A 19,874-nucleotide genomic window follows, 5' to 3' on the forward strand; every position below is an offset into this window, starting at 1 on the left:
GCCCGCTGCGTTTCATCAATCACCGAGAAGACATTTATCCGCAGATTACGCAGATCACACAGATTGAAGACAAGAAATCGACGGCCGTTCGGCATCGTCTGGCCCCTGTGCCACGCGCTTCTTCATCTGCGTAATCTGCGAAATCTGTGGTTCCTCTTAAGGAACGAAGCCATCACAAGGTCGCTTACCGAACTGCGCCCACAGAGTGCACCCTCTGCGAATTGCCGTTAGCGTACGGCCCGAACATCTCACCGCCCGGTCTTCTAGCAATCTGCCTGTCGCCTATTCGCGTGTCTTCGCGTTCATTTGCGGACAACCTACTTGCCTGAGTGCAGCAGCTGCGTTTCAGCCAAGATCGAGAACCCATCGGCCCGTGGATTGCGTAGATGGGTTGTTTGGGCCGTGATGGGCAGTCGCTTCGCTTGCCGGGCCGCGGCCCACGACCGCGCCCGCCAACGCGTACAATACCCGCCTCTATTTCCCACCTCGCGATGTTGTCGCGCCCATGATTCTGCAACTGCGCAACCTGCGTCTGGCCTACGGCACCCATCCGCTGCTCGACGACGCCGAACTCAGCATCGACCGCGGCGAGCGCGTCGCCCTGGTCGGGCGTAACGGCACCGGCAAATCCACCCTCATGCGTATCGTGTCGCGCGAGATCGAGCCGGACGAGGTCATCCGCGAACAAAAGCCGGATCTGCGTATCGCGCGCCTCGAACAGGAGGTGCCGGCGGACACTTCAGGCGCGGTATTCGATGTGGTGGCCGGCGGACTCGGCGACGTCGGCGCGGCCCTGGCGCGTTTTCACGAACTCACCGCCCGGTTGTCGGCCGGCGAGGACGTGATGGACGCCTTTTCCAAGGCCCAGGCCCGGGTCGAGGCCATGGACGGCTGGACGCTCGCGCCGCAGGTCGAATCCACCCTGTCGCGTTTGAATCTAGACGCCGATTGGCAGTTCGAAGCGCTCTCGGGCGGGCAGAAACGCCGCGTGCTACTGGCCCGCGCGCTGGTGCAGGAACCCGACCTGCTGCTGCTCGACGAACCCACCAACCATCTGGATATCGCGGCCATCGCCCAGCTCGAGGAAATGCTGCTGGCGTGGAACGGCGCCTTGCTGTTCATCACCCATGATCGCGCCTTCCTGAAGAATCTGGCTACCCGCATCATCGATCTGGATCGCGGCAAGCTCACCTCCTGGCCGGGCAACTACGATGCCTTCATCGAGGGCAAGGAAAAGATGCTGGCCGACGAGGAAAAGGCCAACGCCCTGTTCGACAAGCGCCTGGCCCAGGAAGAAGTCTGGATTCGCCAGGGCATCAAGGCCCGGCGTACCCGCAACGAAGGCCGCGTGCGCGCGCTCAAGGCCATGCGGGCCGAGCGCGCCGAACGGCGCGAACGCGGCGGCACCGCCAATATCGTTACCCAGGACGCTGCCCGCTCCGGCAAGCATGTGATCGTGGCCGAAAACCTGGCCTATACCTGGCGCGATGGCGACAACGAAAAACCGATCGTCAACAATCTGTCGACCGTGATCCAGCGCGGCGACAAGGTCGGCATCATCGGCCCCAACGGCTGTGGCAAGACCACGCTCATCAATCTACTGCTCGGGCGCATCGAGCCCGATGCCGGCACCATCAAGCTCGGCACCAATCTCGATATCGCCCATTTCGACCAGCACCGGGCCGCGCTCGATGACTCCATCAGCGTGCTCGACAACGTGGCCCAGGGCCGCTCCTCGATCACCATCAACGGCCAGGACCGGCACGTGATGAGTTATCTGCAGGACTTTCTGTTCTCGCCCAAGCGCGCGCGCAGCCCCACGCACGTGCTCTCCGGCGGCGAACGCAACCGCCTGCTGCTGGCCAAGCTGTTCACCCGCCCGGCCAATCTGCTGATCATGGACGAGCCCACCAACGATCTCGACGTGGAGACCCTGGAACTGCTCGAAGAACGGTTGATGAGCTACGAGGGCACGCTGCTGCTCGTGTCGCATGACCGTGCCTTTCTCGACAACGTGGTCACCAGCAGTCTCGTGTTCGAAGGCAACGGCGCGGTCAACGACTATGTCGGCGGCTATACCGACTGGCTGCGCCAGCGCCCGCGCAAGGCCGAACCCGCGCCCGCTGCGACCAAAAAACCGCAAGCCTCCGCGCCGCCGGCAGCGCCCAAGCCCAAACCGACCAATCCGCTGAGCAGTGCCGAACGCAAGGAACTGCGCGCCCTGCCGGACACAATCGAAAAGCTGGAAACGAAGATCGAAGGCTTCGAAACCGAGTTCGGTCAGCCCGGTTTCTACGACCGGCCGGCCGACGAAATCAAACGCAAGACCGAAGCGCTGGGCAAGGCCCAGAGCGACCTCGAGCACGCGTTGGAGCGATGGGAGGCTTTGGAGGCGCGCCAGGGTTAATGGCCGCGGCCATTGCCCGCGCGAGTTGTTTCAACCGTGTTGGCTTCGTTCCTCAGGCGGAACCGCAGATTGCGCCGATTACACAGCTGAGGAAGCGCGCGGCACAGGCGCCAACGACAGCGAACGACCGCGGCTTCCTGTCTTTGATCTGCGTCGATCTGCGTGATCTGCGGACGGTTGCTTGGCGCTAGTCTCACCGACGCCGCGGCTCAAATGAAGCCGGTTGCCCACTACGACTAAATCAATGCATCTGCGTAATCGGCGTAATCTGCGGATAAATGCCTTTTTGGTGAGGGATGAAACGCAGCTGCTGCAGTCAGGCAAGCAGGTTGTCCGCGAATGAACGCGAAGACACGCGAATAACACAAACAAAGAATCGCTCGAAGGCCGGTTGATCTGAAATGCACGCACCGCACTGCTACAGGCAATCCGCAGATGCAGCACGATGTATCCGGAGCTCGGTAAGCGACCTTGTGGTGGCTTCGTTCCTCAAGCCGAACCGCAGATTTCGCAGATTACGCAGATGAAGAAGCGCGTGGCACAGGGGCCAGACGATGCCGAACGACCGTCGATTTCTTGTCTTCAATCTGTGTGATCTGCGTAATCTGCGGATAAATGTCTTCTCGGTGATGGATGAAACGCAGCGGGCTGTTCTCAAGCGGGCAACTTGTCCGCGAATGAACGCGAAGACACGCGAATAAGACGAAAGATAGATCGCTCGATGGCCGGTCGCTGTGCTGTTCGCGCCGCATGCTGACCTTTGTACATAATCAAGATCGGGGACGAATAAGACGGGCGTGGTGGCCGAGTCGCGACCCTTTAATTGGCACGCCTAGCATTCATTTGCGGACTTTTTTTGAAGCAACGAAGCCTCGCGATCACCGACACGCCTGCGATCAGCCGGTGACGCGTTCGAGCCACCGGCTGATAACGCGTTGGTCTAGCCTTGGTCGTTGGGCCGGTTGGCTTCGGCTTCGATCTGAATTTCGACTTCGTCGGCTACCAGCGGGATAAACGCATCCATGCCGAAATCGCTGCGCTTGATCTCGGTTTCGGCCGAGAAACCGCAGGTGTATTTCTTCTCGTCCATGGGGTTGGTCTTGCACACGATATCGTCGACATCGAGCGTGACGGGCTTGGTGGTGCCATGCATCGTGAGCTCGCCTTCCACGGTGGCTTCGTCATCGCCGTCGAAGGTCACGCTCGTGGACTTGAAGCGCATTTCGGGATATTTCTCGACCTCGAAGAAACCTTCGGTTTCGCGCAGATGTTCGTCGCGCTTGTCGTGGCCGGTATCCACGCTGGCCGGATCGAGGGTCACCTCAACGCGGCTGGTATCGCCGTCGCGATCCATGACGATTTCGCCGCCGGTGACATCGATACGCCCGTGCATGGTGGACAGGCCCATATGGCCGATCTCGAAGTTGCCATAGGTATGCGAGGGATCGATCGTATAGGTTGCGGCTGCGTTCGCACTGAGGGCGGTGGCAGCGAGCAGCCCGCTCGTGGCCAGCCCAATGAAGATTTTATTCATACGATTCACTTCCTTGCGAGGATAGGGTTTGATTGTCGAATCCGAGTCTAGCGGATTTCGAATAAACACTGGCCGCACGATAATCCGTCGGATCGATGGGCCGCGCCAGCGCGCTTGCCGGTGACGGCCTAGCTAAGCACGGTATAGACGAAATAGCCGGCCAAACCGGCCGGTACCAGACCCGCCAGCACCCAGAATCCATCGCGTCCGGTCAGCCCTAGCCCCATGAGCGCAATCCCGAGTGCGGGCGCGGCGGCAGCGAACGGCAGAATTTCCAGTGGCACCATACACAGGCCAAGGGCGACACAGGCCAGGCCGATCAGCCGGGTGCTCGCGCCTTGTACGAGCACGGTCAGACGCGGACGCACGAGCCGATCGATACGGCGTGTCCACGGTATGAGCCGGCGCGAAACCTGACGATAGCGATGCCGCTCGATCGCCAGGCGGCGCAGACGTTTGGGCAGCCAGGGATGGGCCTTGCCGAAGATCAGCTGGGTGGAGACCAGCGCAATGGAAATACCGCAGACGCTGGGAATGCCGGGCACCGCGCCCGTGGGCAACGCCGCGATGAGCGCCAGGATGAGCACAAGCGGGCCGTAGCCACGCTCGCCGATGACTTCCAGCACTTCGCCAATCGACAGCTGATCGTCCGAACCATGACTGTCGGCCTGGCCTTGGGCGCTGGAATCCAGCGATTCCAGGAGTCCGGTCAGGGTGGTCTGTTCGCCCATCGGGGCTTGTCTCTGCGTGAGTTCGAATGCGCGTCAGATTAGCACGGTCGCGCCCGGTTCCCGAGCGACGCTGCCTGCTTTATTGTATGTGGCATCGATTTTTCAAAAGCGTATACGCCATGCAGTACAAACGTCTTGGCAGCACCGGCACGAAAGTCTCGCCCCTGTGTCTGGGCACCATGACTTACGGCACGCCCGAATGGCGGGAATGGGTGCTCGACGAACAGGCCAGCCGGCCGTTTCTCAAGCAGGCGCTGGATGCCGGCATCAATTTCTTCGATACCGCGGATATGTATTCGCTCGGCGCTTCCGAGCGGGTGGTCGGCAAGGCGTTGACCGACTACGCCCGGCGCGATGAGTTCGTGCTCGCCACCAAGGTGTACATGCCCATGGGCGACGGCCCGAACGACCGCGGCCTGTCGCGCAAGCACATCATGAGTGCGATCGACGGCTCGCTCGAACGCCTGGGCACCGATCATGTCGACCTCTATCAGATCCATCGCTGGGATTACGACACGCCGATCGAGGAAACGATGGAAGCGCTGCACGACGTGATCAAGGCCGGCAAGGCCCGGTATATCGGCGCATCGTCCATGTATGCCTGGCAATTCGCCAAGGCCCAGCAGGTGGCCGAGCGCCATGGCTGGACGCCGTTCGTGACCATGCAGCCGATGTACAACCTGGTCTATCGCGAAGAAGAGCGCGAAATGCTGCCGCTATGCGCCGATCAGGGCGTGGGCGTGATTCCGTGGAGCCCGCTGGCGCGCGGCGTGCTGGCCGGCAAGACGACCCAGGGCGAAGGCGGCGAATCCACGCGGGCGAAAACCGACGAAAACACGCGCAAGTGGCATCTCGGCGGCGAAATCGACGCCCCGGTGATCGCCGCGCTACGCGAAGTCGCCGAAGCCCGCGATGTGTCGATGGCCCAGATCGCGCTGGCCTGGGTGGCGTCCAATCCGGTGATTACCGCGCCGATCGTGGGGGCCAGCAAGTCCCATCATCTCGATCAGGCGATCCAGGCAATCGATATCGAGCTCAGCGCCGACGAGAAGCAAACGCTGGAAGCGCCCTACCTACCCCACCCCATCGCTGGCCATAACTGATCGGCCGCGTTGTCGCCATAAGGCCGGGCGCGGCCGCGCCCGGCCTTTGCGGTCAGCCGGCGGCGCTACGAATCCGGCGCAGCAATTCGTGGGTCGGGTAGCCGTCGGCGGTCAGCCCCTGCGAACGCTGAAATGCGCGCAGCCCGGCACGGGTATTCGGACCCATGATGCCGTCCGGCGTGCCGGTGCCATAGCCAAGCGCGTTGAGCAGGCGTTGCATATCCTTGATTTCGGTACGCGACAGGCTCGCCAGCGTACGCGGCCAGTCACCATAGACGCCGGGCGCGCCAGCCAGCCGGTCGGATAGCAGACCGACCGCCAGCGCATAGCTGGTGGCATTGTTGTAGAGCAGGATGGTGCGGAAATTCGGCCCCACCAGGAACGCAGGCCCATGCGCGCCAGCCGGGGCGATGATGGCCGCCGCGGTGAACGACGGGAGCCCGCGGCTGTCGACCGCGCGCACGCCCACGGCCTGCCACTGGGCGGTGCTGCGCCGCGTATCGAGCTCGGCCTGACCGTAGTCGAAGTTCGGCGGCAAGACGACTTCACGGCCCCAGGTCTGGCCGCGCTGCCAGCCATTCTTTTGCAGATAGTTGGCCGTCGAACCCATCACGTCGGCGATGCTGCCCCAGATATCGCGACGGCCGTCGCCATCCTCATCCACGGCGTAGGCCAGAAAGCTGGTGGGAATGAACTGGGTATGACCCATGGCACCCGCCCAGGAGCCGCGCATGCGCTCGCGATCGATATCGCCGTTGGCCAGAATCTCCAGCGCGGCATAGAGCTGCTCTTCGGCAAAACCCGTGCGCCGACCGTCGTAGCCGAGCGTGGCCAGGGCGTCGATGGTTTCGTAGTTGCCGAAGTTGCGGCCGTAATTGCTTTCCACGCCCCAGATCGCGCCGATGATCGTCGCCGGCACCCCATAGCGACTCTCGGCTTCGCGGGCCTCGGCCGAATAGGTCGCCAACTGCTCGCGGCCCTGGCGAATCCGCGCGTCGGATACCGCGCTGTCGAGATAGTCCCAGATAGCGCGCGAAAATTCGGGCTGGCGCCGGTCGAGTTCGACGATACGGGGGACAAATTCGGCGCCGTCGAACGCTTCGTCAAGCGTGCCCGCCGATACGCCGCGCGCGGCGGCGCGGCGGCGAAAATCCGCGACCCAGCGTTGAAAACCCACGGCGTCGCGGGCCGGCGCGGCCGGCGGCTGCGGCGTACTGGCCGGCGGCGCGGACATGCGCATGTCCGCGGCGACGTCGGGGCTGGCATCCGATGAGCGCGCCGTTTCGACCGACTGCGAGGCACAGGCCACCAGCGTGAGCATACCCAAGGGCCACAACAGATCACGCCATCTGCCGGTCACGCATCGCATCCGCATAACGATCAATCCTTTGCCGAAAACGCCTGAAAGAAGGCCTAGACTACCTCGCCCGCGGCCTGCGCACAGGCCCAGGCCCACTGAAAGTTGTGACCGCCGAGATGGCCGGTCACATCCACCACTTCGCCAATAAAATACAACCCGTCCACGTCCTTTGCCGCGAGCGTGGCCGAGGACAACGCATGCGTGTCGACGCCGCCAAGGGTGACCTCGGCGGTGCGATAGCCTTCCGTGTCGGCCGGGGTGAACGGCCATGCCGAGAGCTGGTCGACCAATACGGGCGTGGTGGTGGCATCCAGCTGCTTGAGCCGTTTGTTACCTGACGCACAGCGTTCGGCCAGCCAATTCGCCAGCCGGCGCGGCAAGCGGGTGGCCAAGGCGCTGGCCAGGCGCGCATTCGGCCGTGCTGCGCGCTCGTTTTCAAGCCAGTCGCCGACATCCGTACCTGCAAACCAGTCGATGACGATCGTGTCACCCGGCTGCCAGTAAGAGGAAATCTGCAGCATGGCCGGGCCACTCAGGCCGCGATGGGTGAACAACAGCCCGGCCTCAAACAGGCCATCGTTGCAACCAGCCTCGACCTGGGTCGCGATGCCGGAGAGCTCGGCGAAGGCTGCACGTGCCGAAGCATCGACGGTAAACGGCACCAGCCCGGCCCGCGTCGCACGCACGGGCAGGCCGAAATCGCGGGCGATCCGATAACCGATACCACTGGCCCCCATCTTGGGAATCGACAGCCCGCCGGTGGCCACCACCACGCTTTCGCCGTGCAGCGGGCCCGCAGGCGTATCCACGATGAAGCCGCCCTGCGCGTCGCGGCGCACCTGTTCGATCGGCGTATTCACGCGGATATCCACGCCCGCGGCAGCACATTCGTCGAGCAGCATGGCCACGATCTGCTTGGACGACTCGTTGCAGAACAGCTGTCCGCGTTCCTTTTCGTGATAGGCGATGCCATGGGCTTCAACCAGCGCGACGAAATCGGCCGGGGTATAGCGGGCCAGTGCCGACTTGCAGAAATGCGGGTTCGCCGAAAGAAAATTCTCTGGCGCGCAATACAGATTGGTGAAGTTGCAGCGCCCACCGCCGGACATGAGGATCTTCTTGCCGCAGCGCTTGCTGCCCTCGACCACGGTTACGCGACGACCGCGCGCGCCTGCTACCGCCGCGCACATCAGCCCGGCCGCGCCGCCGCCGAGCACGATTACATCTGTCGATCGCTTGTCATTCATGAGCTGTGTCGCTATCGCGCCCGAGCCGCGTCAAGACGGCTGCCGAACCGGTATGAAGGCGGGCTTTGCAACGCGCGATTGTCGCATGGCCAAGCGCTTGCCCGAAGCGCGGCCGGGCCTGCCGGGGGCGGTGTATGGTCCACGAAAACTTGGTTTCGGCGGGCGTAAAAGATATATTTTCCGAACTGCCCGTGGCGCTGGGGGCAACGATGTCGGATATTGATCGCTGTCGGCAACGGCATTCGGCGCCCGGTAGCGATATGTGCGCGGCATGAACAACAACAAGGCTAGCCGGCGTCACGTGGTGCGAGTACACAAGGATTACAACAATACGTAGGAGGGCTTAACCGCCATGTTGAAGAGACTCTCGCTGCCGCTCATGGCAGGCATTGTCGTCGCGCTGAGTGGCTGCGGCCTGATCTACAAGCCCACCGGCCATGTGCTCGCCCACTATTCGCAGGATGAGGTCGTGCCCTACGTGATCGGCAGCGGCGACCTCGATCTGGCCGCCTGCGGTACCGGCATGGGCCAGCATCAACTGCTGGCGTCGTTCAGCCGGGTGATCGGCCGGCCCTCCCAAGTCTTGCTCAACACCAGCCTGCTGGCCGGGCTGTGCTCGGAAGCCGAGGCCCAGGAAGAACAGCTGCGCTTTGCGCGCGCACTGCGCGAAGGCAATACCGAGGAGGCACGCGACGCGCGCGTCGAGTCCCAGCGGCTGTTCCGGCGCACCGCGCTGCGCCGTTATGCGGTATATCGCGACACGGTCGACGCTTTTGGCGAACTGGGCAACGGCGAATGCCCGTCGCTGGGCAGCGATGTCGAGGAATTCGAATACATGGTCGGCACGCTGACCTCGGTACAGGCCCTGCTGAGCGATATTCAGGCGTCGAGCAGTGTGGGCGTGCCCCAGGATGTGGCCGCGCGGGCCGGCCGGGCCACCGAGTGCATGGATAACGAAAAATGGTGGGGTGTCCCGAATGCGCTGCAGGCCGTCGTCTGGCTGAGCGTGCCCGGTACCGCGCCCGAGGGCAGCGATGCCTGGAGCCAGCTGACCGAGGCGGCCGATTACGGCGAGTCCAAGGGCATGCCGATGGCCGCCATGCTCTACGCCCTGGCGGGCTATGGCCAGTCCGACGAGGCCCGCGAAAAACAGGGCATTCGTCAGGTCGCCAAGATCTACAACGCGGGCGATGGTCCGCCGGATTACATGATCCTCAGTGAAGTCGCCTATGCCCAGGCGCTGTATCTGTCCGACCGCATCTGGACCCGTGAAACCGGTCAGCGCACGCCGTTTCTTGCGCTCGGCGATTTTCCGGGCGATGACGACAGCAGCGAATCCGATTCCAACTTCGATGCCGGCAGCTTCCTAGACTGATGAGTGATCAAAACCTAGATAGCGGATCGACCGCGCTCGATCCGCAAAGCGACGACTTGTCCACGAGCTATAGCGCAGCACGCAACTGGCTGATCACCCTGCCGATCGCGGCGTTGCTGCTGTTGGCGATCCTGTTTGGCACGAGCGCGTTCATTCATGGCCAGCTGCTCAGCCTCGGCGGCGATATCTGGCAGAACTACAACATGTTGCGCGTCGACATGGACGAGCCGACGTGTAATCCGGATATGGATATCGACGCGCGCGTGGCCCAGAGTCAGTCCAGAGCCGCGACGCCCGACGAAGACAGCCTGTTCGATGCGGGCCCGTCCGATCCGGAGGCGCTACGTCGCTCGCTGGAGGCCCAGCGCGGCCAGTGTCGTGAAAGCTACGAGCGCTACGAATACAACCAGCGCATGACCTCGACCTCCACGCTGCGCGCCTTTCGCTCGCTCGAACTGGGCATGGGGCGCATCAACCAGATGGGTCAGGGCCTGCAAGCCTATATTCTGGTGCTGCTGATCATGCTCGGCGGCTTCGTGGCACTTGCGCTCAACGAACAGATCGCGCTGCGCATGCCCAAGTCACAGCTGGACTATCGGGTCAGCGCTGGTGCGCAGGTAGCCGCCAATCTGGCCATGGCAGTCAGCGGCTTCGTATGGATGCGCCTGGATTCCGGTGGCGACTTCGGCCTGAACCTGGTCTGGCTGATCGGCTTTCTGGCCCTGGCAGCCGTAGCGGCCTACCGGTTTTTCCGTATCCCCGCCAGCGCCACGCCGGGCGGTTCGTTCTTCCATGCCCAGCTGACCATCCCGCTGTATTGCTGGCTTGCGCTCATCAGCCTGCTGTATTTCTTCATCAGCGAAGGCTATATCGCCGGCCCGGCCATTCAGTTGACCAAGATGATCCGGTTTGCGGATCTGTATACCGGCATCGGCCTGTATGTGTGGGTGGGCATGATGCTCAAGCACACCCGGATCGCCGAACTGCTGTTCGGCGTATTTCGCTCCTGGGAGATGCGCCCGGAATTCATCGTCATCATCGTGGTGATCGCCTCCGCCTGGCCGACGGCCTACACCGGCGCGTCGGGGATCTTCGTGCTCGCGATCGGCGCCGTGATCTATCAGGAACTCCGGATCGCCGGCACCTATCGCCAGCTGGCGGTGGCCTCGACCGCGATGTCGGGCAGCATGGGCGTGGTGCTCAACCCCTGTCTGATGGTGGTAATCATCGCCGCGCTCAACCGGCAGGTCACTACCGATCAGCTCTATGGCTGGGGGCTGTACGTGTTCGCACTCAGCGCGACGCTGTTCACCGGCTTCGTCTATCTCACCCGCAAGAGCCGCCCGCATCTGGCCACCCCGGACGACGCGCTGCCAGCCACGCGTCGGGCGCTCGGGCCGATCATCCCCTATGTGGTGATCGCGGTCGCGGTGGTACTCATCTACGCCAAGCTGCTCGGCCAGAGCTTCAACGAGTTCTCCGCGCCGGTGATCCTGCCGTTGATGATGATCGCCCTGCTCGGCTATGACCGCTGGCGCGCACGCCGGCTCTACGACAAGGCCATCTATGCAGCCGATCGTGGCCAGGCGAAAGCCCCCGATCACGAGCCGGCAGGTTTCTGGAATGCCTTGCGCGCCTCCACCGCGGATACCTCGGTGTTGCTCGGCGCGCTGCTGATGCTGATGGTGCTGTCCATCGTCTTCGGCGGCGTGATGGAGCGCTCCGGCGTGATGGAGCTGTTCCCCGAAAACCTCGGCAACGTGTGGTACGCAACCGGCATTCTCGTCATCATGCTGGTGATCATCGGCATGATCATGGAGCCCTACGGCGCCATCATTCTGGTAAGCGCGACGCTTGCACCGCTGGCCTACGACAACGGCATCAATCCGGTGCATTTCTGGATGATCGTGCTGGTGGCCTTCGAGCTGGGCTACCTGAGCCCGCCCGTGGCACTCAATCAGCTATTGACGCGCCAGGTCATCGGCGATGCCGAGATTCAGGCGGCCAAGGCCGAGGTCGCCAACGACCCGAGTTTCTGGCGCCGCCACGAAGCCTTGCTGTTGCCGATTACGGTGATGGGCTCCTCGCTGTTGCTGGTGGCCTTCATTCCGCTGATCTTCATGGCGCTGTTCTAGCCGACGCCCCGGGGTCGCGCCACGACCCCGGGCCATTTCGTTGAACGTCCCGTACTACAAAGACACCCCGGAGGATAAGACCCATGCTGTCCCGAAAAATGACGTCCTACCTGAGCGCCGCCGCGCTCGGCGCCGCCGCCCTGCTGGGCGGTGCGCTGCAAACCGCCAGCGCCCAGGAAACCCGCTCCCTGTGTATCTATGACCCCATCGGTGCCAACGGCTTCATCTACCAGTCCTTCCAGGACTATGTCGTGCAGGCGCGCGAATGGGGCATCAAGTTCGATACCCGTGCCTATACCGACGAAGCCGTCGCCGCCAACGACTTCAAGGCCGGCAAGTGCGACATGGCCGCGGTGACCGGTATTCGTGCCATCCACTTCGTCAAGTTCGCCGGCAGCCTCGACATGGCCGGCGGGCTGCAGACCTACGATCAGGAAAAGACCGCGATCAAGGTCATGTCCAGCCCCAAGGCCGCCGATCGCATGAGCGAAGACGGCTATGAAGTCGTCGGTGTCGTGCCGTTGGGCAAGGCCTTCCTGTTCTCCCGCGACAAGGCCTATCTGGAAAGCCTGGATACCATCGCCGGCAAGAAGATCGCCGTGATGTCGTACGACAAGCAGGCCTCGACGCTGGCCAATGTCGCCGGTGCTTCGCCGGTGGGCGCGTCGATTGCCTCCTTCGGGCCCATGTTCAACAACGGCAGTGTGGATCTCGCCTATGCCCCGTCGTTCGCCTACAACGCACTCGAGCTCTACAAGGGCCTCGGTGAAAAAGGCGGCATCGCCGACTTCGTGCTCGGCATGCTCTCGGGTCAGCTGATCATCCACGAAGACAAGTTCGACGACGGCTTTGGCCAGAAGTCGCGCAGCTGGGTGTTCAACAACATGTACGACTCGACGATGCGTCGGGTGAAAAACGCCGACCAGGAAATCCCGGACAAGTACTGGGTGCATATCTCGGGCGAACGCGATGCCAACTATCGCGAGATGTTCCGTGAAACCCGGCAAAAGCTGTGGGATGAGAACTGGTACGACCACGACATGCAGCATATGCTCAAAAAGATCCGCTGCTCGAGCGATGCCGGCCTGGCCGAGTGCAGTCAGGATAGCGAGGGCGGTCCGGTCAACTGATCGTCGCCATAGCGTTGCCACCCGTCGCATGGACACCATGCGGCGGGTTTTTTTTGCCCGCTCGATACGCAGGCCAAGCCGCAAGCCCTGCCCCGGTCATGGCCGTTAAGCGCGGCGCACCCACCCGCTGCACGTTACGGCCACTTCGACCAATCGCGGTATGGCGTTCGCGCCGCGGCGGGCGTAGGCTCGATGGAACACGCCGTGGGGACGGCGTTCGACTGGCATTCGATAACGCGTCGCAAGACACGCTGGCGTAACAATTGCTTGAACACATCACCGGGTGGAACGCGACGACAAACGCGCCACGCTCGTCTATTCGATCAGGGGGAACCCGATAATGGAATTCATTGAAACGTTGCGCGGCGCGATCTATGCCGTGATGACGCCGGTTAGCGATTTTGTCTGGACCTATATCCTGTTTTATCTGCTTTTCGGCGCCGGCATCGTATTCACCGTCGCCACCCGCTTCATGCAGTTCCGCATGCTCGGGCATATGGTGAAAATCACCTTTGACAGCCGCAGCAGCGATCAGGGCGTGAGCTCCTTTCAGGCACTCGCGACGTCGCTGGCCGCTCGTGTGGGGACCGGCAACCTGGCCGGCGTAGCCCTGGCCCTGTGGGTCGGCGGGCCCGGCGCGGTGTTCTGGATGTGGATGACCGCGCTCGTCGGGCTGGCCACCACCTTCATCGAATGTACGCTGGGCCAGGTCTACAAGATTCATTACGCCGACGGCGTCTATCGCGGCGGGCCCGCCTACTACATCGAACGCGCGCTCGGTCAGCGCTGGATGAGCATCATCTTCGCGGTGTTTCTCATCATCGCCTACGGCTTTGCCTTTTCGGGCGCACAGGCCAATACCATCGCCAAGGGCATGCAGGGCGCGTTCAATGTCCCGACCTGGGCGACCGGCCTCGTACTGGTCGTGCTCGCCGGGATCGTCGTCTACGGCGGCCTGCGCTCGATTGCCAAGACCGCCGAAAAGATCGTGCCGTTCATGGCCATCGCCTATTTCCTGGTCGCGGTCTATATCCTGATCGCGAACTACGAACAGGTACCGGGCATGTTGGCGCTGATCGTGAAGAGCGCCTTCGGTTTCGGGCCGGCCGTCGGCGGTGCTGTGGGCTACACCATCAAGGTGGCCATGGAAAACGGCGTCAAACGCGGCCTGTTCTCCAATGAGGCCGGCATGGGCTCCACGCCGAACGCCGCGGCCACGGCCGAGGTCAACCACCCGGCCGCTCAGGGCCTGGTGCAATCGTTTGGCGTGATCGTGGATACGCTGATCATCTGCAGCTGTACCGCCGTGGTCATTCTTCTGTCGGGTGTGTACGACCAGATGCTGTCGACCCAGACCGGTGGCGACTCCATGCAGGGCATTCAGCTCACGCAGGACGCCATGGCCGATCATCTGGGCAGCTTCGGGGTCGGCTTCATCGCGCTGGCGATCTTCTTTTTCGCCTACACCTCGATTCTGGCCAACTTCGCCTATACCGAGATCAATCTGGAGTATCTCGCCGGCAAGCATCACGCCAAAGCCGTCGCCATCCTGCGGCCCCTGATTCTGGCCATGGTGATGATCGGATCGATGGCCACCCTGACCTTCGTCTGGGATTTCGCCGATCTGGCGATGGGCCTGATGGCCACAACCAACCTGATCGCGATTCTGCTGTTACTGCCGATCGCCTTGCGCGTACTCAAGGACTACGAACGCCAGCGCGCCGAGGGCATCGACGAACCGGTCTTCCATCGATCGGTACTCAAGAACCCCGATCAGGTGGAACCGGGCATCTGGGACTAGCCCTGCCCCGGGCTCGACGGCATGCCGTCGAGCCCATTGACCTGGCGGCAGCCAGGCAACGGCCAAGTAACGACCAGGGAACGACCAGGGAACGACTAGAAAAGCCAAGGAAGCGCTGCCCAACCTCACGCGGATCGCGTTCGAGTCCTGACAGACGGTGCAGCAAGGCGTCCAAGCGCAGCGCCTGCCTTATTGGCAGGTCAAGCTTGGCAACCCAACTGCGGCATCTGAGGCCGAACCCCTTGCGGGCCGCCGGCTTTGCGCGCTCCTGGTCTTCGTCAAGACACGCTGGCGTGCAACAAACACGCTACGTGCACCGTTGCTCGCCCGCCACGCGCAAAGCACGCCGGCGCGACCGTGACAGGTTGTGCAGAGCGTCCTAAAGCACCTCGCGTCCCTGCCACTTCAAGGGCAGGCTTTCATGCCCAGCGTTTTCGCGGGCGCGGGCGATGAGGGAGTCGAAATCCTCCGGGTTTTCCAGGACTTCCTGGATCCTGTCGGCATCATCGCCTTGTTGATCGGCGATCGCCTGCAATATTTCGACGCTGGTATCGGTCTTTTCGCTGAGTTCGTTTAGATCGGTCATGGTAGTCATTGCCTTGGCATGGCGTCGCTGTCACAAACAACGACGCAAATCATTCCTCGCCGCTTAATTCTGCGACGAGGCGCACACGGCTGTTGTCGACGCCGCAACCAACCAATGCAGGAATCAACCCGGGTTGAACACGCGTGTGCAAACGCATGCACACCCGTGCCCGGCGCCAAGCAGCCGTCAAACCAGCCGATGCAGTCGGCTGGTGCAGTGCCGGACCATAACAACGTGGCGGGCCCGGATACATACGCACGATTACGGGCAGGCACACGCCCACCACCACGACGGCACCCGCCGATGCCGTAACCGGTTTGCACGACTGCGCGGGCCGTATAAGGGGAAGGATACGGCGCGTCGGCCCGCAAGACGGACCGACGCGCCGCACAGGCACAATCAGGCCGCGTTCGCGCGTGCCACGGCAGCATACTTGCCGCCGCGTCGGGTCGAAGGCCAGTTCGCCAGATCCACTTCCTCGCGTATCTCGCGACAGACATCGATCACGCGGTTGAGCTGGGCATAGCTGTGGCTGCAATTGACCGACAGCCGGATCAACGACCGCTTGGTGGCCGTGGCCGGCGCGCAGAACACCGAACCGAATACGCCCCGCGATTCCAGCGCGTCGCGCAGGATGATGGTCTGCTCTTCGCGACCGGCCTCGAGGGCAATCATCTGCGCCTGGCCGCTATCCACGTTGTAACCCAGCGCGTCCAGATGGCGACGCAAATACGCAGCGTTGGCGTGCAGGCGTTCACGTTCGTTATCGGCGCCCTTGATCAGATCCAGCGTACGCGAGAGCGCGGCGATATCGTGCGGTAGCAGCGATGAACTGAAGATCGCCGGGAACGAGTTGTACTTGATGAACTGGCGCAGGCGCTCGCTACAGGCAATGACCCCGGCCCGTCCGGCAAAGGCCTTGGCCAGGCTCGCGGTCACAAAGTGCACCTGCGATTCCAGACCGAGTCCGGCCACCAGCCCCCGGCCCTGATCGCCGTGGGTACCCAGCGAATGCGACTCGTCGACGATGGTCACGCAGCCATGTCGGTTGGCAACCGCCACGATCTCCTTCAACGGCGCCACACTCCCGGTGGTGCTATAGATCGAGTCGATGACGATGATGCCGGCACCATTGCGCTTGATCATGGTTTCCAGATGCGAGGGGTCGTTATGGCGAAACGGCTTCCACTCGAGTCCTGCGCTGCGCACCCCCTCCCAGAGCGAGGCATGGGCGAACATATCGACATACACCGGCGTGCCGGGCGCGCCGATCGCCTGAATCAGCCCGACATTGGCCGCATAGCCGGACTGGCACAGCAGACTCGACTCCATGCGCAGCCAGCGGGCCATACGCCGTTCGAGATGCAGCTGCGGGCTGTCGCCGTGCAGATACACGCCCGACATGACCACCGTATTGTCGGATGCGCGCAGACAATCAATCTGAGCCTGAATGACTTCCGGATGGTTGGCCAGATCGAGATAATCGTTGGTCACCATCAGAATGGAATCGGCGTCCGGCTGACGGCCATGCATGATATGCCCGCCCTGCCAGGTCTTCTCGACGCGTTCACGAAAATAGTGATCGACGTGATGCTGGAGAAAGGCGGGCTCGGTAGCCGAGTGTGGACGCAGCGAAGAATAGCGCGATGTGTCGAATTCGTTCATGGCAACCTCGTCTTGTATTGATATGGCGGTTCATTGCTTTGCGACGGCCGCTCGCGACCGCACGCGCAATTTTTAATTGAACTCTATTTATATTAAATATCTGCGCCATACAAAAATGCGCCGCCGCAATAGCGGGCAATTTCATATTTGCCAAGCCGATGGACGCCAACTTTTGAAAGGATGTTTCAAAAGCGCACGAAAAGAACGGTAACCGCATGCCGGCAGCGGCCTGAAAGCCCCGCCAGGTAAGCCTCGACAGACGATCGCGGTACGGGCGCCCGGACGGCGCCCGAGGCGTCTACATCAATGAATATCCGACCGTATCCAGCCACTCGAGATAGCGATTGAAGGTCGCCTTGGGCCGGCTCATGCCATGCTCTTCAGGGTCGGATTCGAACACGGCCCAGCGATAAGTGCGCGCGCCTTCAACCCGCTCGGCCACGCGCATATGCGACTTCCAGTGGCGATACGACTCGCCGGCGGCGTTGTTTGCGCGCCCCAGAAAGGCCGGGTCGAGCAGATTCTCCCCGGCCTGGAGCAGACGCACGCATTCCGTGGGCGCGCCGAGCGCGACCGCCTGCTCGACCAGGGTTTCCTGTTCGTCCTCGTCGACGATCACCAGGCGATAGAGTTCGCCGTCGCCGTCGATGAGCACGAAGCCGGTGGGATTGAGCACCATGTAGTATTCGACGAACTCGTAGCGCGAGCGCAGCGTGGCGAGCAGCTGTGCAATCGCCTCGTCGGCCAGAAGCGCCGGGACCTCGACATCGAACATATCGATCGCGGTCGTAAACGTGTCCAGGATATGGTCGTGCTGGAGTTCTCGAATCGTACGATTGAGGTGCTCGTAGACGTTGTGCTCGCTTTTGCGGATATAGCGATCGATCACACCGGCATTGAACCCTTCCACCGCCTCGGCCTCGGTGGCCACGCCAGTGAACAGGATCTTTTTGATATTCGGATCGCCGATACGGCGACAGAACTCGAGGCCGTTCATGCGCGGCATGGCGTAGTCGATCATCGCGATCGATATCCGCGAAAACCGGTTGGTGAAGTGCATTTCGCGCGCCAGGGCCTCGGTATCGAGGGTAACGCGACGCCGGCCGTCGGCCTCCTCCTGCAGCTTGAAAAAGCGCTGTCGCGACGGCGCCTCGTCTTCGCGGTCGTTGATATAACCGAGCGCTTTCTGGGTGGAATCGAACAGCAGATACGGTAGATCGGCTTCCAGTTGCAGGCTGAGATTACCGAGAAAGTCGATATCGTCATCGACGAGCACGATCTGAGTGGGGTGAAAATACGGCGCTAAACAGGTTTTATTCATCGCGGCCTACCGCAGGAAACAACATGACGAATTCGGTATAACGTCCGACAACCGAATGACACCGGATATCGCCGCCGAAGCTGTTCATTACCATACGCGCGAATGCCAGGCCGATGCCCGTGCCCTGGCCGTGCGGCATGGCGGAATAGAACCGCTCGAATATACGCGGCAACACATCGGGATGTATGCCCGGCCCGGTATCGCGAAAATACAGTCGGTGCGCGCCGCCGGCTTCACGCTCGGCCCAGATACGGATATCCCCGTCATCCACCCTGGCCAGAAAATACAGCGCGTTCTTCAACAGATTGAACAGTACGTGGACCATCAACACGGACGATCCATAAAAACGAAAATCCGCGCCCTCATCCCAATGCACCATCGCGCGCTCCTGGGCGGAATGAAACGGATAACGCGCAAGTGCCTCCTGTACGCAGGCGCCGATGTACACGGTTTCGAAAGTGGTTTCGTCGACTCGCGTGCGGCTCGAGTTGACCAGCAGCATATCCAGAATGACGTTCGTATATTCGGCCTCGGTGCTGATGCGATCGAGCACGGCATGCATTTCGCGGTAGTGCGCGGTACGGATACGCTTGACCGGCAGCCCGTGTTCGCGCGCCATGTCGAAGCCTTCGAAAATTGACGGCAGATAATTCTGCAGTCCGCGCGCGCCGCTTCGAATACCCAGCAGCGGCGTACGCAGTTCGTGCGCCATGGTGCCCACCGCCGAGGTGATCGCGGCCAGTTTTTCGCGCGCAACGAGTTCGGTCTTGTAGTTGAAGACACTGCCGCCAAGCAGCGCGAAAAGATAGGTCGGCACCAACTGGCCCAGCGTCTCGGACTGCGCGCTCATGTCGCCGCCGATGGCGATATAGACCAGACAGGCCAAGACCGTACCGAGACCCGCCATCAACATGATCATCAGCCAGTCGAAGACCAGCAGTACGAGAAACAACGATGCGGCCATCGTCGAGAGCGCCCACACCGTGTCGAAATGATTCATCAACGCCATGAACACGAAGAAAAACGGCAGCTGGTAAATAAGAATCAGAAACCAGTAGATACGAATGCCGCGTCGCCATTCGCCGCCGCGAAACAGATAGCGCCCGAACAGCATGGGCAGGGCCACCACCACGCTGAACGCGCGCAGCCAGACGCTTTCGAAATCCTGAGGTTGGAACTCGGTCCAGTAGACGTAGAACACGGGGTGGCATACGACAGCCACGATGGCGAACAATCGCATGTTGGCCAGAGAGTAGGTCGCACTCTGGCTCAAAGACGCCGTCAGTCGAACCCGCAGCCGCCGTACGAGGTTCGGCATATGACTGGCGAGCAACCCGACCGGGCGCCATAAAAACACGTCAACCCCCGATACGGCGCGTTCGAAGCGCGAATTCGGGTTGATAAAAATCACCGATCATGGCGCCATCCTATACGTGGACTGCGAGAATTCGTAGTATCCAGGATATCGGTTCAATGGAT

The 19,874-nt window shown here is 62.1% G+C and carries 14 protein-coding genes; 6 read left to right on the forward strand and 8 right to left on the reverse strand.

Annotation, left to right across the window (positions count from 1 at the left end; genetic code table 11):
• Window positions 1-505: 505 nt before the first annotated feature.
• Window positions 506-2,407, forward strand: a complete 1,902-nt coding sequence (locus S4A8_RS02205; protein WP_353218850.1) for an ATP-binding cassette domain-containing protein — start codon at window positions 506-508, stop codon at window positions 2,405-2,407.
• A gap of 940 nt (window positions 2,408-3,347) precedes the next feature.
• Here S4A8_RS02205 and S4A8_RS02210 read toward each other — a convergent pair.
• Together S4A8_RS02210 and S4A8_RS02215 are read right to left on the reverse strand one after the other, a co-directional pair.
• Window positions 3,348-3,941 carry a YceI family protein gene (locus tag S4A8_RS02210; protein ID WP_353218851.1) on the reverse strand — a complete coding sequence of 198 codons (594 nt, stop codon included), beginning with the start codon at window positions 3,939-3,941 and terminating at the stop codon, window positions 3,348-3,350.
• Between the two features lie 128 nt (window positions 3,942-4,069).
• Window positions 4,070-4,672, reverse strand: coding sequence for an exopolysaccharide biosynthesis protein (locus tag S4A8_RS02215; protein ID WP_353178808.1), 603 nt, complete (start codon window positions 4,670-4,672; stop codon window positions 4,070-4,072).
• A gap of 119 nt (window positions 4,673-4,791) precedes the next feature.
• Between S4A8_RS02215 and S4A8_RS02220 the strand changes: the two genes are divergently transcribed.
• A complete protein-coding gene (locus S4A8_RS02220; protein WP_353218852.1) occupies window positions 4,792-5,775 on the forward strand; it encodes an aldo/keto reductase in 984 nt (327 codons plus the stop codon).
• Window positions 5,776-5,827: 52 nt separating this feature from the next.
• Here the strand turns inward: S4A8_RS02220 and S4A8_RS02225 are convergent, their stop codons facing one another.
• Together S4A8_RS02225 and S4A8_RS02230 are read right to left on the reverse strand one after the other, a co-directional pair.
• Entirely contained in the window at window positions 5,828-7,144 is a 1,317-nt protein-coding gene (locus tag S4A8_RS02225) for a lytic murein transglycosylase (protein WP_353218932.1), read from the reverse strand.
• Window positions 7,145-7,188: 44 nt separating this feature from the next.
• Window positions 7,189-8,382, reverse strand: a complete 1,194-nt coding sequence (locus S4A8_RS02230) for a BaiN/RdsA family NAD(P)/FAD-dependent oxidoreductase (protein ID WP_353218853.1) — start codon at window positions 8,380-8,382, stop codon at window positions 7,189-7,191.
• Between the two features lie 352 nt (window positions 8,383-8,734).
• Between S4A8_RS02230 and S4A8_RS02235 the strand changes: the two genes are divergently transcribed.
• From S4A8_RS02235 to S4A8_RS02250, 4 genes are all read left to right on the forward strand, one after another.
• On the forward strand, window positions 8,735-9,757 hold the full coding sequence (locus S4A8_RS02235; RefSeq protein WP_353218854.1) for a hypothetical protein: 1,023 nt from the start codon (window positions 8,735-8,737) through the stop codon (window positions 9,755-9,757).
• Window positions 9,757-11,892, forward strand: a complete 2,136-nt coding sequence (locus S4A8_RS02240) for a TRAP transporter large permease subunit (RefSeq protein WP_353218855.1) — start codon at window positions 9,757-9,759, stop codon at window positions 11,890-11,892. The genes S4A8_RS02235 and S4A8_RS02240 overlap by 1 nt, the downstream gene beginning before the upstream one ends.
• Before the next feature lie 83 nt (window positions 11,893-11,975).
• The gene (locus tag S4A8_RS02245; RefSeq protein WP_353218856.1) at window positions 11,976-13,022 is read left to right on the forward strand and encodes a putative solute-binding protein; all 1,047 of its coding nucleotides are present in this window, start codon (window positions 11,976-11,978) and stop codon (window positions 13,020-13,022) included.
• A 340-nt stretch (window positions 13,023-13,362) separates the two neighbouring features.
• Window positions 13,363-14,823: an alanine/glycine:cation symporter family protein gene (locus tag S4A8_RS02250; RefSeq protein ID WP_353218857.1), complete on the forward strand. Its 1,461-nt coding sequence runs from the start codon at window positions 13,363-13,365 to the stop codon at window positions 14,821-14,823.
• Between the two features lie 379 nt (window positions 14,824-15,202).
• Here S4A8_RS02250 and S4A8_RS02255 read toward each other — a convergent pair whose 3' ends face one another.
• The 4 genes from S4A8_RS02255 to S4A8_RS02270 all read right to left on the reverse strand — a co-directional run bounded on the left by S4A8_RS02255 (window position 15,203) and on the right by S4A8_RS02270 (window position 19,635).
• A complete protein-coding gene (locus S4A8_RS02255) occupies window positions 15,203-15,409 on the reverse strand; it encodes a hypothetical protein (protein WP_353218858.1) in 207 nt (68 codons plus the stop codon).
• Between the two features lie 399 nt (window positions 15,410-15,808).
• Entirely contained in the window at window positions 15,809-17,074 is a 1,266-nt protein-coding gene (gene cqsA / locus S4A8_RS02260) for an alpha-hydroxyketone-type quorum-sensing autoinducer synthase (RefSeq protein WP_353218859.1), read from the reverse strand.
• A gap of 298 nt (window positions 17,075-17,372) precedes the next feature.
• Entirely contained in the window at window positions 17,373-18,395 is a 1,023-nt protein-coding gene (locus S4A8_RS02265; protein WP_353218860.1) for a response regulator, read from the reverse strand.
• The gene (locus S4A8_RS02270) at window positions 18,388-19,635 is read right to left on the reverse strand and encodes an ATP-binding protein (RefSeq protein ID WP_353218861.1); all 1,248 of its coding nucleotides are present in this window, start codon (window positions 19,633-19,635) and stop codon (window positions 18,388-18,390) included. Before S4A8_RS02270 ends, S4A8_RS02265 begins: the two co-directional genes overlap by 8 nt.
• Window positions 19,636-19,874: the final 239 nt, after the last annotated feature.

Source organism: Salinisphaera sp. S4-8 (genome assembly GCF_040361235.1).
GTDB lineage: Bacteria > Pseudomonadota > Gammaproteobacteria > Nevskiales > Salinisphaeraceae > Salinisphaera.

Coding starts and splice junctions, on each gene's coding strand:
- S4A8_RS02220 (WP_353218852.1), top strand. CDS start 4,792: ATGCAGTACAAACGTCTTGGCAGCACCGGCACGAAAGTCTCGCCCCTG.
- S4A8_RS02235 (WP_353218854.1), top strand. CDS start 8,735: ATGTTGAAGAGACTCTCGCTGCCGCTCATGGCAGGCATTGTCGTCGCG.
- S4A8_RS02225 (WP_353218932.1), bottom strand. CDS start 7,144: ATGCGATGCGTGACCGGCAGATGGCGTGATCTGTTGTGGCCCTTGGGT.
- S4A8_RS02245 (WP_353218856.1), top strand. CDS start 11,976: ATGCTGTCCCGAAAAATGACGTCCTACCTGAGCGCCGCCGCGCTCGGC.
- S4A8_RS02215 (WP_353178808.1), bottom strand. CDS start 4,672: ATGGGCGAACAGACCACCCTGACCGGACTCCTGGAATCGCTGGATTCC.
- S4A8_RS02270 (WP_353218861.1), bottom strand. CDS start 19,635: ATGCGATTGTTCGCCATCGTGGCTGTCGTATGCCACCCCGTGTTCTAC.
- cqsA (WP_353218859.1), bottom strand. CDS start 17,074: ATGAACGAATTCGACACATCGCGCTATTCTTCGCTGCGTCCACACTCG.
- S4A8_RS02240 (WP_353218855.1), top strand. CDS start 9,757: ATGAGTGATCAAAACCTAGATAGCGGATCGACCGCGCTCGATCCGCAA.
- S4A8_RS02210 (WP_353218851.1), bottom strand. CDS start 3,941: ATGAATAAAATCTTCATTGGGCTGGCCACGAGCGGGCTGCTCGCTGCC.
- S4A8_RS02205 (WP_353218850.1), top strand. CDS start 506: ATGATTCTGCAACTGCGCAACCTGCGTCTGGCCTACGGCACCCATCCG.
- S4A8_RS02265 (WP_353218860.1), bottom strand. CDS start 18,395: ATGAATAAAACCTGTTTAGCGCCGTATTTTCACCCCACTCAGATCGTG.
- S4A8_RS02250 (WP_353218857.1), top strand. CDS start 13,363: ATGGAATTCATTGAAACGTTGCGCGGCGCGATCTATGCCGTGATGACG.
- S4A8_RS02255 (WP_353218858.1), bottom strand. CDS start 15,409: ATGACCGATCTAAACGAACTCAGCGAAAAGACCGATACCAGCGTCGAA.
- S4A8_RS02230 (WP_353218853.1), bottom strand. CDS start 8,382: ATGAATGACAAGCGATCGACAGATGTAATCGTGCTCGGCGGCGGCGCG.